Consider the following 12,848-nt stretch of genomic DNA (forward strand, 5'->3'; position numbering starts at 1 on the left):
CAATGAACAATCTGGATGATGCGGCGCCGCGTGCGGTGGTGCCGGCCAACGTCAACGAGCCCGACCGGGTCGCGTTCGGGCTCACCTTCCGTCAGCTCGGCATCATCGGCGGCGTCGGCTTGGCCGCTGCCGGTGTCTACCGCTCGTTCGGGCATCTGCTGCCGCGGCCCGTGTGGCTCGTCGGCGGTGCCGTCGTGTTCGCTGTCGCGGTCGTGGTGGCGCTCGGCCGCCGCGACGGCCTGCCCTTGGACGTGTGGCTGCGGCACGCCTTCACCCTCTCGCACAGCCCTCGCGTGCTGACACCCGGCGCGGCCCGCGCGGTCCCGGGCGCGGCCGTGGAGGGGAAGCCGATCGTGCCGGCGCTGTTGCGGTCGCCGGTGACGGCGGTCAGCCCCGCTGGTGTGCTCACCAGCGCGGGTAGCGACAAGGTGGTGATCGCCTGCGGCACCACCAACGTTCACCTGCGCACGGGCGGTGAGCAGGGCGCGTTGCTGGACGGGTTCGGCCGGTTCCTCAACGGCTTGACCGGGCCGGCGCAGATCGTCGTGGCCGCGCAGCGCCACGACCTGGCCGCACACGCGAGCGCTGTCGCCGATCACGCCCGGCGCCTGCCGCACCGGGCGCTGCAGGCCGCCGCCGAGGACCACGCCGCGTTCTTGCTGGAGCTTGACGGCGAGCGTGATCCGTTGCGCCGGCAGGTCCTGGCGGTCGTCACCGGCGCGCGAGCGGGCGACACCGCGGTGCGGGCGTTGTCCGGGCTCGGCGTGCACGCCGCCGTGTTGGACGGGTCTGCGGTGTGCGCCGCGCTCGCGGGCGCGGTCGACCCGTTCTCCCCACCGGCACCCGGCCCTCGCGCGGTGCCCGGCGTCCCCATCACCTTGCGGAGCAGCACATGAACCTGTTGAAAACCCCCAAGAAGAGTGTCCGAGTCGTAGAGGGCATGCCAGCGCCGGCCGCGTTGTCGCTCACCCCGTCGCATGTGCGGGTTGGTGACGGTTACGCCGCCACCTACGTCGTGTGCGGCTACCCGGCGGAGGTCGGCCCGGCGTGGCTCGACCCGCTGCTGTCTTACCCGGGGCGCGTCGACGTCGCCGTGCACCTGGACCCGGTGGTGCCGCAGTTGGCCGCGCCGATGCTGAAGCGTCAACGCGCCCGCCTCGAATCCTCGCGCCGGCTCGACGCCGACGCCGGCCGGCTGGGCGATCCGATGGTCGAGGCCGCCGCGGCCGATGCCGCCGATTTGGCTGAGCGGGTCGCCCGTGGGGCGGCGAAATTGTTCGAGGTCGGCATCTACGTCACCCTGCACGCCCGCACCCTCGACGACCTGGCCACCCTCACCGAGGGCGTGAAGTCCGCTGCGGCGAGCGTGCTGTTGGACCTGCAACCGGCGACGTTCCGTCACCAGCAGGGCTGGCTCTCGACGTTGCCGGTCGGGGTGGACCCGCTGCGGATGCGCCGTGTGCTGGACACCACCGCTCTCGCGGCGGCGTTTCCCCTCGCCTCGCCAGACCTTCCCGCCCCTACACCGGGCGACGTCGCCTCGGCGGAGGGGGTGTTGTACGGGGTTAACACGACCTCCAACGGGGTGCTGGTGTGGAACCGGTGGGCGCAGGACAACCACAACTCGGTCGTCCTCGCTCGCTCCGGGGCGGGCAAGAGCTACTTCGTCAAGCTCGATGTCTTGCGCAACCTGTATCAGGGCACGACCGTCAGCGCCATTGACCCGGAGGACGAGTACACGCCGCTGGCCGACCACGTCGGCGGCACGGTGGTGCAGCTGGGCGTGCCCGGGGTGCGTATCAACCCGCTCGACCTGCCCGATGACCGGCGGCCGGATACGCTCACCCGACGTGGCCTGTACCTGCACACGTTGATCGCGGTCATGCTGGGCGCTGCCCCGCCGCCGGCGGAACGCGCGGCCCTGGACCGGGCCATCACCGCGACCTACGCCCGCGCCGGAATCAACGCCGACCCGGGCACCTGGACGAAGCCCGCTCCCCTGCTGCGTAACCTGGCCGAGGTGCTCGCCGGGGACGGCGATCCGGCGGCCGAGCAGCTGGCCGCCCGGCTCGTTCCCTGGACGGTGGGGAACTTCGCCGGTCTGTTCGACGGGCCTACCACCACCGTCCCGCACGGGCATCTGGTGGTCTGGTCGCTGCGGCACCTGCCCGACGAGCTGCGGACCGTCGGCACGCTGATGGCGCTCGACTCGATCTGGTCGGGCATCGACACCCCGCCAGCCGGCACTAGCCGGGGTCGGCATCTGGTGGTGGTGGATGAGGCGTGGCTGCTGATGCGCGACGGCGAGGGCGCGCGGTTCTTGTTCCGGATGGCGAAGGCGGCCCGCAAGCGGTCGGCGGGGTTGTGCGTCGTCACGCAGGACGCGGCGGATGTGCTGTCGACCGACCTGGGGCTCGCCGTGGTGTCCAACGCCGCGACGCAGGTGCTGATGCGCCAGAGCACTCAGTCGATCGACGCTGTGGTGGAGGCGTTCAACCTCACCGCGGGTGAGGCGCGGCTGCTGCTGGCCGCGCCCCGGGGCGAGGGGTTGCTCGTCGCGGGCCGGTCGCGGATCCCGTTTCGCAGCGTCGGGTCGGCCGCGGAGCACGCGATCGCCGTCACGGGCATCGGGGAGACCGAGTGACCGCCACCCCGGGCTGGCCCGCCGAGATGGGGCATTGGGTGCTCGCCCGGCCGTGGCTGGCCTTCGTCGCCGCCGCGATCGTTGTCGCGGCGGTGTTCGGGCATGACCAGGTGCTCGCCTGGCGGCACCGGCGGTTCACCGCCGGCGCGCGATGGCTGACCATCGCCGCCCCACCGCAGGTCACCGCCGAGGCCGCCGCAGCGTTCTGGACCACCCTCACCGGCGTCCTCACGCCGTCGGTGTGGCGCCGCCGGGTGTTCGGCTACCCGCATGTCGGCTGGGAGTACACGTGGACCGGCCGCGCGCTGACCATCCGGGTCTGGGTGCCCGGCACGGTGCCGCCCGGCGCGGTCGAGGCCGCCGTCCGCGCGGCCTGGCCCGCCGCCACCATCACCACCACAGATGCCGCCGCGCCGATCCCGCCGCAGGTCGGTGAGGGGGTGGGTGGGGCGCACTGGCCGCAGCACCCCGATGGGCTGCCGCTGCGCAGCGACCACGACACCGATCCGCTGCGGGCGCTGCTCGCCGCCGGCGCCGAGGTCGGCCCCCGCGAGCACGCCTGCGTGCAGGTCCTCGCCCGGCCGGCGCCGGCCCGCCGGGTCCGCGCCGCCCGCCGGGCCGCGGCAACGGCCGCCACCCACCCGCACGGGCGGCCGGACCTGGCCGCGCGGGCGGTGTCGGGCATGGCGAGGCTGGCCGTCGAGCCGCTGCTGTGGCTGCTCGAGGTGTTCACGCCGGGCCCGTCCAGGCCGCCGCGCGCCTCGGCTGCGGCGGGTCGGGTGGCCGAGCGGGATCCGGTGGCCGCGGCTGAGGCCCGCACGGTCGTGGACAAGGCGGTGCGGGTACCGCACTTCGAGATCGCGGTCCGGTTCGCCGTCGCCCGCGACCCGGCCACCACACCACCAAACACGGAGCGGGCCAGGCAGACCCGTGAGCGGCTGATCGGGCTGGGGCACACCATCGCCTCGGCCGCCGCCACGTACACGGGCCCGAACCGGCTGCGGCGCATGAAAATGCCCCACCCGGTCGCCACCCTCGCCGGGCGCCGGTTGCGGCGGGGGTTCCTGGCCACCGTGGCGGAACTCGCGGCCCTCGCCGCGCTGCCGCAAGACCTCGCCGTGCCCGGCCTGGACCGCGCCCGAGCGAAGGCTGTGCCGGCGCCCGTGCAGGTCCCCGGCGGCGGGCGTGGCGTCAAGATGCTCGGCCGCGCGCAGATCGGCCGCCACAAGGTCGGGTTGACCGTCACCGACGCCCGCCAGCACGTGCACGTGGTCGGCAAGACCGGCGTCGGGAAGTCCACGCTGCTGCTGAACATGATCCTCGGCGACATCAAAGCCGGCCGGGGCACGGTGGTCATCGACCCGCGCGGAGACCTGATCACCGACATCCTCGACCGGCTCCCCGCCACCTCCGCGAACAAGATCGTGATCATCGACCCGGACCAGGAGAACCCCGGCTGCTTCAACCCGCTCGATGACCGGGGCGACCCGCACCTGGCGGTGGACAACCTGGTGGGGATCTTCGCGAAGATCTTCCAAGGGCAGTGGGGGCCGCGGATGGACGACACGATGCGGGTGGCGTGCCTGACGCTGATGCGCCACGCCAAACCGACGCTGAGCCTCGTGCCGTCGCTGTTGCAGGACAAGGACTTCCGGGCCCGGTTCACCCACGGCCTGGACGACCCGGACGGTCTCGGCGGGTTCTGGGTCTGGTACGACGGCATCAACGAGCAGTTCCGCGGGCAGGTCATCGCCCCGGTCCTGGCCCGGCTACGGGCGTTTCTGCTGCGCGACTTCGTCAAGTCGGTCATCGGCAACGCGCACAGCTCGTTCGACATGGGTCGGGTGCTCGACGGCGGGGTGCTGCTGTGCCGGCTGCCCAAGGGGGTGCTCGGGGAGGAGACGACGCGGATCCTGGGCTCGCTGATTGTCGCCCGTGTCTGGCAGGCCGCCATCGCCCGCGCCAGCATCCCGGAGGACCAGCGCCGCGACGCCGTGCTGTACGTCGACGAGTGTCAGAACTTCCTGACCCTGCCCGGCTCGGTCGGGGACATGCTGGCCGAGGCGCGGGGGTTCCGGCTGGGTCTGGTGCTGGCGCACCAGGACCTGGCGCAGCTCCCGAAGGATGTCGCTGCGGCGGTGTCCGCCAACGCCCGGTCGAAGCTGTTCTTCAACGTCGACCCGGCCGACGCCCGGGAACTGTCCCGCCACACCAGACCGGAGCTCGACGAGCACGACCTCGCCCACCTCGACGTCTACACCGCCGCCGCGCGGCTGCTGGTCGGCAACCGGGAGCTGCCTGCGTTCACGTTCACCACCAATCCGCCGGCGGAGGTGGTGGGTGAGGCGACCGCGATCCGTCAGGAGTGCGCCGCCGCGCACCGCCGCGCCGACGGTGAGCCGCCGATGCAGCAGGTCGCCCGCTCGGTGATGAAACGGCGGATGGCCAGCCGGGAGCGCTGAGCGAAGGCCTGCTCGTTTCGGGCCTCGTCCGGGTGCTGCGGTGAGGGCTCGCTTGGGGGTGTCGGCGAGACGAGACCTCGCCCGAGCCCTCCCCCAGCCGTCTGTCAGGTGCCTGACCTGCCCGTGCCTGGCCTGCCGTCGGCCTGTCCGCGAGATCAACTCGTCCAGACTCCCTACCGGGACTCTCTCTGCAGGGGTACCCATGCCGCAATCGCGCTCTGCTGACCTGCTGGCCATCTACCCGCACATCACCAGCCGGGACCGGCAGCTGCTCCACCTCCTCGACGACCATCACGTCCTGACCACCGATCAGATCCACCAGCTGTTTTTCCTGGCCCGACGTACCTGCCAGATCCGCCTCAGCGAGCTGTACGGGCTGGGCCTGCTGGACCGGTTCCGGTTCGCGCGCACCGGCGGCGGCAGCCAGCCGTGGCACTGGACCCTTGGCCACAACGGACACCGGTTCCAGGCCGCCGCCCACGAACGCCCCGAGCCGACCGCCCGGGCGAGCCGGCAAGCCGTGCAACGGGTGTCGGCCAGCCCGACCCTGACCCACCTGCTCACGGTCAACGAGTTCTTCGTCCGGCTCAAGACCCACACCCGGCGCCATCCCGAGGCGCGTCTGGACCGGTGGTGGTCGGAGCGCACCACCACCCGGCAGTTCCGCACCATCACCGCCGACGGCCACGGCATCTGGACCGCCGCCGGCGCCAGCGTCGGATTCTGGCTGGAGGCCGACACCGGCACCGAGCCGCTGGGCCGGCTGACCGGCAAACTCGACCGCTACGCCACCCTGACCCGACGCGTCGGCATCCGGTACCCGGTGCTGTTCTGGCTCGGCAGCGCCGCCCGGGAGGAACACCTGCACCGGCTCCTACGCGGGCGACGCGGCGACGTCCTCGTCGCCACCGCCACCCATGACACGGACCCGGCGCAAGCGGTGTGGCTGCCGGTCGGCGCCACCGGCAGAGTTGGGCTCGCGCAGCTACCCACCGACCACGGTCAGCCGGTGGCGGACAACCCCAACTTCGACGACGGAGTCTTCGTCCTCTGACACGACCTGTCAGCCGACCCGCCGGAACCTGTCAACGCAGGTGAAGCACATGATCATGATTACTGGTCGAGGGCGTGCTGTCAGGTCACGACGCTACGGTGCAGCTTCTTCTCTTTTTTCGCACCGCAGCCCGTCTGTCCTCCCCGGATCTGCCCGCGCCAGCGGGTCACCCCTCGGCCCACCATCCGGTCGGCCCCGTGACCCGCCCCGCGCCTTTCCCGGCAGCACTCCACCACAGACGCCGCATCCCGGTGGCACCACCACACCCGCAGTCGAACCATGCCTTCGCGAAGGGAGCACCCCGTCATGCCCGCACTCACCAACACGTCCCTCACCGACCAGGTCATCACCGTCTGCTTCGCCCCCGGCCAGGACGCCGACTGGTTCGCCGCCTCCGAAAAGGTCCACGACCTTCTGCAGGCCAACGGCACGCCGTCGCGCCGCTACCGCGTCCGGCACCGCTGCCTCATCGGCTGGCTGACCCGCTTCATCGGCTACTACCTGCTCGACGCCGCCCGCCGCTTCGGCGCGATCACCATCGCCGCCGGCGGCCGCAAGAGCCGCCTCGACCTGACCGGCACCGCCGCCACCGCCGCACACGACGCCGCCCTGCGCTGGCGTGCCTGGCACACCCACGTCGCCGCGACCACTCCCCCGGCCCGGCCGTTTGAGGACTACCTCGCCCAGCACCACGCCGATCCCGCCAAGGTCAGCGCCCACGAGGCCCGCCGACGCTTTGAGCAGCAACCCCGCGTCCTGGCGATGCTCGCCCACCACCTCGACCCGTACGAGCTGCCCGCCTACCAAGCCGGCGAAGCCACCTACACCGGCCTGCACTGGCGCATCGCCCTGGTCGGCGACGCGTTGATCACCACCGACGGTCGCCTTCTCACCCCCGCAGGCGGCTCCGTCGCCGACCGGTTCCGCTTCCTCAACGACGCCTGCGCCTACCTGCGCAGCCTCGACCGACGCGCGCGGCTGTGCGCCGTCACCATCGCCTGACACCCCCCGACCCGAAGCACCACGGCCGGTCGCAGCCCTGCTGCGACCGGCCTTCGCCATGTCCCCACAGTTGGAAGGAGACCCCTGATGTTCCTGACCGATCCGGTGCTGCGGCGCATCGCCGCCGACACCAACGACGTTCTGCCCGAGCAACAGTGGCGCCACGACACCGCCACCGCCGAACCGATCGGTGACCTTGCCCGCCTCCTGCACAAGACCGCGCTCGACTTCACCGACAGCACCACCAACCTCGACCAGGCCCTCACCAGGCTGGGTGCGCTCGCCGAAACAGGCCGACGAGGACTGGCTGCGCACGCCGGCCTGTACATCCCCGGTCACCACCAGGTCGTCACCGATGCTCTCGCCGCCCGCGAGCGGCACACCGTCCTCGGCGTCACGCTCACTGCCTGCTACCGCGCCTGGCGCAACCACCGGCCGATGAACGAAGGCGACGAGCGACACGTGCTTCTGCGGCGTTGCGACCCGTCGCGTGGCGTGGCGACCCTGCAGCGCAAGGATCCGGACACGTGGCTGGTGATACCCGACGCCGAAGCCGCCGCCGCCTTCGACATCCCCTACCCGCAGCGCATCGTCGGCGAGGTCACCCGCACCGAACGGGGATGGGCGCCGACCGCCTACGTTGCCCGTGCGCATCAGGTTCCGCTCGCCACGGTGTACTCCCTGCCGATCCGGGGTGAGCTCACCTCGGCCTGCCGGACGCTGCTGCGCTGGTGGAACCTGCGCCACTCCGACGCCTGGCACAACCGCACTCCCGCACAGCTCACCCCCGCCGAACTCGTCCACCTCACCGACTGACGGGGCAGCGTGATGCCGCACCTCAACCTGGTCGAGCGGTGGATTACTGCGGCGACCGGCCGCACCCTCGACCAACACGCCGTCGACCCCGTCCCCGCCGCCGCGCACCTACCCGAGGCCGCCGACGATCTCCGGCACCTACGCGACGAGCTGCTGCTCGCCGTCGACCACCTGCGTACCAGACTCCTCAATGAAGACGACCTACATGCATCCGCCGCCGCTATCACGGGAGCGGCTAAGACGATCCAGAACCTGGCCGGCGAGTACGGCAACGCCCGCGCTCGGATAGACGCCCTCATCGGCGACGAGACGCGGACCGCCTACGCGCTGACCCACCCTGGGCAGCAGGTACGTCGGCGCTACGTCGACCCCGGCGACACCGTGCTGGTCGTTCTGCCGCACACCGACTCCTGCCGCGCGCTCAACCTCGCGGGACACACGGCCGACGTCAGGGTGGGCAGCTCCGACGCCAGGTTTCGGCCGCCCGGCAGCGTCAGCTCGGTGCGGCTGTCCCACAGCGATGCCGGCATCTACCGGGACCGCACCGAGAACCGCCTCTACACCCTGCAGCCTGCGGCAGGCGCACCCACCACCTCAGGCCGGTAATCGACCGGTCTCATCGCGGCGCCCTTCACCGGGCGACGAATGGCACACCTCGCACGGCACGGCGCTCCCGACGCGCGCCTGCCGCCCCGGCTGTCACCCGCGGCCCGGCTCACCATCCGGGCGGCCTCACTCGCGCCGCTATCCGAACTACGTCCCCAAGAGAGGAACCCCATGAAAGACCTGTCCCTGACGCCTGCAGCGCAGGCTGTCCTCGACGCCCTGACCGACCTTGGCCAGGGTGACGTGCACGAGTTGGCCGACCGCGCCGGAAAGGCGCGCTCGACCACCGACAAGGCACTCAAGTCCCTGGCCGACGCCGGCTTGATCGTTCCGGTGGACACCGACGCCGATGCGGCCGACGGCGCGTCCACCCGGTGGGCCCTGCCCGCTCCGGACGGCGCCGCCGCTGCGGAACCGGACGCTGCCGTCGATCTCGGCGACCAGCAGACCGCCGCCGCGGACGACGAGAGCGAGCAGCTCATCGGATCGGATCTCGACACCTCGGCGAGCGAACCTGCCAACGGCGGCGCAGCTGATCCATCCCGCGACGACCACGCGGACAAGGCGCCGGATGAGGCGGAAGACGAGACCGATCACGACGACAGCCGCGGACGCGACGACGACAGCAGCGAGGCCGGTGAGAGTTCCGCCGTCGTTGCGGTGCAGCCGGCGCGGCCCGGTGACCGCAAGGTCATGGCCATCAAGGGAGTCCTGGCCGACTACGGCGACGCCGGCGCCACCATCGACCTGATCGTGGCTGAGAGCGGCATCGGACACGCCACCGCGTCCCGGCTGCTGACCGCGATGGAACAGGCCGACGCCGCCCGTCGACTGCCCGGCCTGCCCGAGCGGTGGGTAGCCGGACCGACCAGAGCCAGTGAGGTGGACCCGAACCCGGAGCCGCCCCGCTGCCCGCTGTGCTCCCAGGTCGTCCGCGGCCAAACGAGCATGCCGATCGCCGCAGCGGCGGTGCTGCCCCTGATCCGACCGGACGGCACGCTGCACGTCGTCGACGCAGACGGCGAGACCCACGTCGTCGCCATGCCGCTGCGCGCACCCGGCCGCACGCCGCGCGTCGCCCGCAGCACGGGGCCGCGCGGTGACGGGACCGTCAACGCCGACGGCAGCCCACCGTTCGGCCGCGGCGAACTGGAAAGACTCACCCTCGACGTCCTGGCCGCCAACCCCGGCCAGCAGATGACCCCGCAGGACATCGCCACCGTGCTCGCCGGCCAACTCGGCCGCGCGATCAGCTCCGGGGCCGTGCGGAACAACTGCACCAAGGCCGCCGCCAGCGGCCGGATCGTCCTGGTCTCCGACGCGCCGCTGACCTTCGTCCACCCGACGCAACCCGACAGCGACAACCCCGTCGAGACCGACGCGGGCAGCACCGACCAGTCCTGACCAACGCCACTTCCCTGCGGGGGCCGAGCCGCGTACTCGGCCCCCGCCAGCACATTGAGAGGAGCATCCCCGTGCCGCACGAACTCGAGACCTACACCGACGGAACGACTGCCTTTGCCAGCGCACGCCTGTCGGCCTGGCACCAGCTCGGCACCGTCACCCAGGACACGATGAAGGCCGAAGAGATCATGGCCGCCGCCCGCCTCGGCAACTGGGGCGTACGCACCATCCGCACCGTCGGCATCGACATCCTCAACGGCGCCGAGGTGCAGGTACCCGCCGACGACAAGCGAATGACCGTACGCCGTAACCCGGTCACCGGCCAGACCGAATACCTGGGCATCGTCGGCACCGACTACACGGTCGTCCAGAACGAGCAGTGCGCCGAGATGCTCGACCGGCTCGTGGACCAGGTCGGCGGCGCCCACTTCGAAACCGCCGGCAGCCTGCGCCGCGGCAAGAGCGTGTTCGTCACGATGAAGCTGCCCGACGCGATGGAGATCGCCGGGGTGGACCGCCTCGACCTGTACCTCATCGGCACCACCTCCCACGACGGCAGCGCCGCCCTGCGGGTAGACGCCAGCCCGATCCGGGTGGTCTGCGCCAACACCCAACGCGCCGCCTTCCAGCACGCCGTCGGCCACTACACCTTCCGGCACACCTCCAACGTCAACTCCCAGATCAGCCAGGCCCGCGAAGCCCTGGGCCTGATGTGGACCTACATGGAGACCTTCGAGAAGGCCGCCGAACGGATGCTCAACGCGGAGCTGACCATGCGGGAGTTCGAGAACGTCGTCGCGCAGGTATGGCCGGTCAAGGACACCGCGTCCGAGCAGGCCAAGAACAACGCCAAGCAACGCCTCGGCACCCTCAAGTACCTGATCCGCGAGGCCGACACCCAGAAAGCCATCACCGGCAGCCGGTGGGCCGGATACCAGGCCATCACCGAATACCTCGACCACTACCAGCCCGCCAAGAACGACCTCGTCCGCGCCAATCGGGTGCTGACCGGCAACACCGGCGACCTGAAAGTCGCCGCCTTCGACCTACTGAAGGTCTGACCGCCACATCCATCGCCTCCGGGGCAGCGGTCACCGCGCCGCTGCCCCGGCCCGAAGGAACGGAAACCCCACGTGACGCCGCCCAGCACCCGAAGGCTCGGTACAAACCAGAGGACCCGCTGATGACCGGCCACCTCCGCCACCCCCGCGATCTACGGCAGTCGGTATGTGGCCTACCCGCCACCGACGTGCAGCGGTGGGCGACCGACAACCCGCCGCGCATCGACTACACCTGCGAGGACTGCTACACCCTGCTGCCCGAGGCCGCCCGGCCCGACGACGCCAACCATCCGCCGGGCGACGCCACGCTCATCGACACGTTGCGACGCATCGTCGCCGCCCGGCAGTACGCAAAGATCGACGGCGTGCTTGTGGACGTGTGGTCCGCCACCGTCACCGTCCTCATCTGGGACAAGCTCCGCGAGGACAAACGGCAGCGGCTACTGACCCTGCCATCACACGAGCTGATCCTCCGATGCATCGCGATCTACCGCCGCGTCACCGAGGACCAGACGGCCAAGGACCAGTCCAGGCACAACCGAGGTACAGAGGTCTGAGGGCAGCCGGTGTTGACGCGCCGCGCACTCATCGGCCGATCGAGCAAATGAGGTGGGCCGCCCACGTAGGCAGCCCACGGTCATTCTCCGCTTCATCACCTTCAAAGGCCCTCCATGCACCGCGCCTACCGCGCCGCCGACGAGCCTGCTCGCGACGGCTCCTGTCCGATCCGCCATCCCAGCCATATTGAGAGGCCGCCGCCATGACCAGAGCCATCACCGGCATTGTCAGCCTCGTCGCCGTTGCCTGCCTCGGCCTGCCCATGCTCCTGCTGACGGCCGTCACGGGCGCTGGCTCCAAAGGGTGCGGCATCGCCGCCACACCCAACATGCATCCCTCCGGGCGACCGCCCACCGTCGGCGCCTGGGATGCCGAGCAACTTGACGTAGCCGCGACCATCATCGACATCGGCGTCACCAAAGGCGTCCCTCGATGGGGCTGGGTCATCGCCGTCGCCACCGCCATGCAGGAATCCAGCCTCCGCAACCTGCCCCACCGAGGCACCCGCAACGACCACGACTCCATCGGGGTGTTCCAACAACGCCCAAGCCAGGGATGGGGCACCGTCGCACAACTGTCTGAACCCGCCTATCAAGCAGGCAAATTCTTCGACAAGCTCCTCACGATCCCCGGCTGGGAAACGATGCCACTCACCCAGGCCGCCCAGGCGGTCCAAGCATCGGCCTACCCGGACGCATACGCCACATGGACCAACGATGCCCTCCGCCTAGTGGAGCAGCTCACCAGCACCCTCGCCGACTGCACCCCCGACGCACTGGCCGCCCTACCGGCCGGATTCACGCTGCCCTCCGACACCCCGCCAGCCGTAACAACCGCAGTGTTCTGGGCCGCTGCCCAACTCGGCACGCCCTACCACTTCGGCGGCACGTGCACCGACCCCCACTCCAACGACCCCCACAAACAGTGCGACTGCTCATCCCTGACGCAAGCGGCCTACCGAGCAGCCGGCATCTCCATCCCACGTATCACCACCGACCAGGCCAACGCCGGCACACCAGTAGCCAGCTCGACGCGCCTGCTACCCGGCGACCTCATCCTGATCCCCGGCAGCAACGGCACCCCGTCCCACCCACGCCACGTCGGCATGTACCTCGGCGAAGGACTCATCATCCAAGCCCCGCAGACCGGCGACCTCGTCAAGATCACTCAGCTGAGCAGTTGGAACGACCAGATCGCCAAGATCCGACGGATCGTCAAGGAGCCGGCTTGAGAACGGCACG

The 12,848-nt window shown here is 71.0% G+C and carries 11 protein-coding genes; all 11 read left to right on the plus strand.

Features of this window, described 5'->3' with window-relative positions; genetic code table 11:
* The first annotated feature begins 2 nt into the window (after window positions 1-2).
* On the plus strand, window positions 3-896 hold the full coding sequence (locus tag ML5_RS29895) for a PrgI family protein (RefSeq protein ID WP_013477382.1): 894 nt from the start codon (window positions 3-5) through the stop codon (window positions 894-896).
* Complete coding sequence (locus ML5_RS29900) at window positions 893-2,644, plus strand: VirB4 family type IV secretion system protein (RefSeq protein ID WP_013477383.1); 1,752 nt, start codon at window positions 893-895, stop codon at window positions 2,642-2,644. Before ML5_RS29895 ends, ML5_RS29900 begins: the two co-directional genes overlap by 4 nt.
* Window positions 2,641-5,106, plus strand: coding sequence for a type IV secretory system conjugative DNA transfer family protein (locus ML5_RS29905; protein WP_013477384.1), 2,466 nt, complete (start codon window positions 2,641-2,643; stop codon window positions 5,104-5,106). Before ML5_RS29900 ends, ML5_RS29905 begins: the two co-directional genes overlap by 4 nt.
* A gap of 202 nt (window positions 5,107-5,308) precedes the next feature.
* On the plus strand, window positions 5,309-6,160 hold the full coding sequence (locus ML5_RS31775; RefSeq protein WP_013477385.1) for a replication-relaxation family protein: 852 nt from the start codon (window positions 5,309-5,311) through the stop codon (window positions 6,158-6,160).
* 306 nt (window positions 6,161-6,466) lie between these two features.
* Window positions 6,467-7,162 (plus strand): hypothetical protein, encoded by a 696-nt coding sequence (locus tag ML5_RS29915; protein WP_013477386.1) that lies wholly within the window; start codon window positions 6,467-6,469, stop codon window positions 7,160-7,162.
* An 87-nt stretch (window positions 7,163-7,249) separates the two neighbouring features.
* Window positions 7,250-7,978: a hypothetical protein gene (locus tag ML5_RS29920; RefSeq protein WP_013477387.1), complete on the plus strand. Its 729-nt coding sequence runs from the start codon at window positions 7,250-7,252 to the stop codon at window positions 7,976-7,978.
* Window positions 7,979-7,990: 12 nt separating this feature from the next.
* The gene (locus ML5_RS29925; protein ID WP_013477388.1) at window positions 7,991-8,584 is read left to right on the plus strand and encodes a hypothetical protein; all 594 of its coding nucleotides are present in this window, start codon (window positions 7,991-7,993) and stop codon (window positions 8,582-8,584) included.
* Window positions 8,585-8,755: 171 nt separating this feature from the next.
* Window positions 8,756-9,988, plus strand: a complete 1,233-nt coding sequence (locus ML5_RS29930; protein ID WP_013477389.1) for a MarR family winged helix-turn-helix transcriptional regulator — start codon at window positions 8,756-8,758, stop codon at window positions 9,986-9,988.
* Between the two features lie 71 nt (window positions 9,989-10,059).
* Complete coding sequence (locus tag ML5_RS29935; protein WP_013477390.1) at window positions 10,060-11,049, plus strand: DUF932 domain-containing protein; 990 nt, start codon at window positions 10,060-10,062, stop codon at window positions 11,047-11,049.
* 122 nt (window positions 11,050-11,171) lie between these two features.
* Entirely contained in the window at window positions 11,172-11,606 is a 435-nt protein-coding gene (locus tag ML5_RS29940; RefSeq protein ID WP_013477391.1) for a hypothetical protein, read from the plus strand.
* A gap of 203 nt (window positions 11,607-11,809) precedes the next feature.
* Window positions 11,810-12,838, plus strand: a complete 1,029-nt coding sequence (locus ML5_RS29945) for a C40 family peptidase (RefSeq protein ID WP_013477392.1) — start codon at window positions 11,810-11,812, stop codon at window positions 12,836-12,838.
* Window positions 12,839-12,848 lie beyond the last annotated feature (10 nt).

This window comes from Micromonospora sp. L5, from assembly GCF_000177655.2.
In the GTDB taxonomy this organism is placed as follows: domain Bacteria; phylum Actinomycetota; class Actinomycetes; order Mycobacteriales; family Micromonosporaceae; genus Micromonospora; species Micromonospora aurantiaca.

Coding starts and splice junctions, on each gene's coding strand:
- ML5_RS29895 (WP_013477382.1), top strand. CDS start 3: ATGAACAATCTGGATGATGCGGCGCCGCGTGCGGTGGTGCCGGCCAAC.
- ML5_RS29900 (WP_013477383.1), top strand. CDS start 893: ATGAACCTGTTGAAAACCCCCAAGAAGAGTGTCCGAGTCGTAGAGGGC.
- ML5_RS31775 (WP_013477385.1), top strand. CDS start 5,309: ATGCCGCAATCGCGCTCTGCTGACCTGCTGGCCATCTACCCGCACATC.
- ML5_RS29915 (WP_013477386.1), top strand. CDS start 6,467: ATGCCCGCACTCACCAACACGTCCCTCACCGACCAGGTCATCACCGTC.
- ML5_RS29920 (WP_013477387.1), top strand. CDS start 7,250: ATGTTCCTGACCGATCCGGTGCTGCGGCGCATCGCCGCCGACACCAAC.
- ML5_RS29925 (WP_013477388.1), top strand. CDS start 7,991: ATGCCGCACCTCAACCTGGTCGAGCGGTGGATTACTGCGGCGACCGGC.
- ML5_RS29930 (WP_013477389.1), top strand. CDS start 8,756: ATGAAAGACCTGTCCCTGACGCCTGCAGCGCAGGCTGTCCTCGACGCC.
- ML5_RS29940 (WP_013477391.1), top strand. CDS start 11,172: ATGACCGGCCACCTCCGCCACCCCCGCGATCTACGGCAGTCGGTATGT.
- ML5_RS29945 (WP_013477392.1), top strand. CDS start 11,810: ATGACCAGAGCCATCACCGGCATTGTCAGCCTCGTCGCCGTTGCCTGC.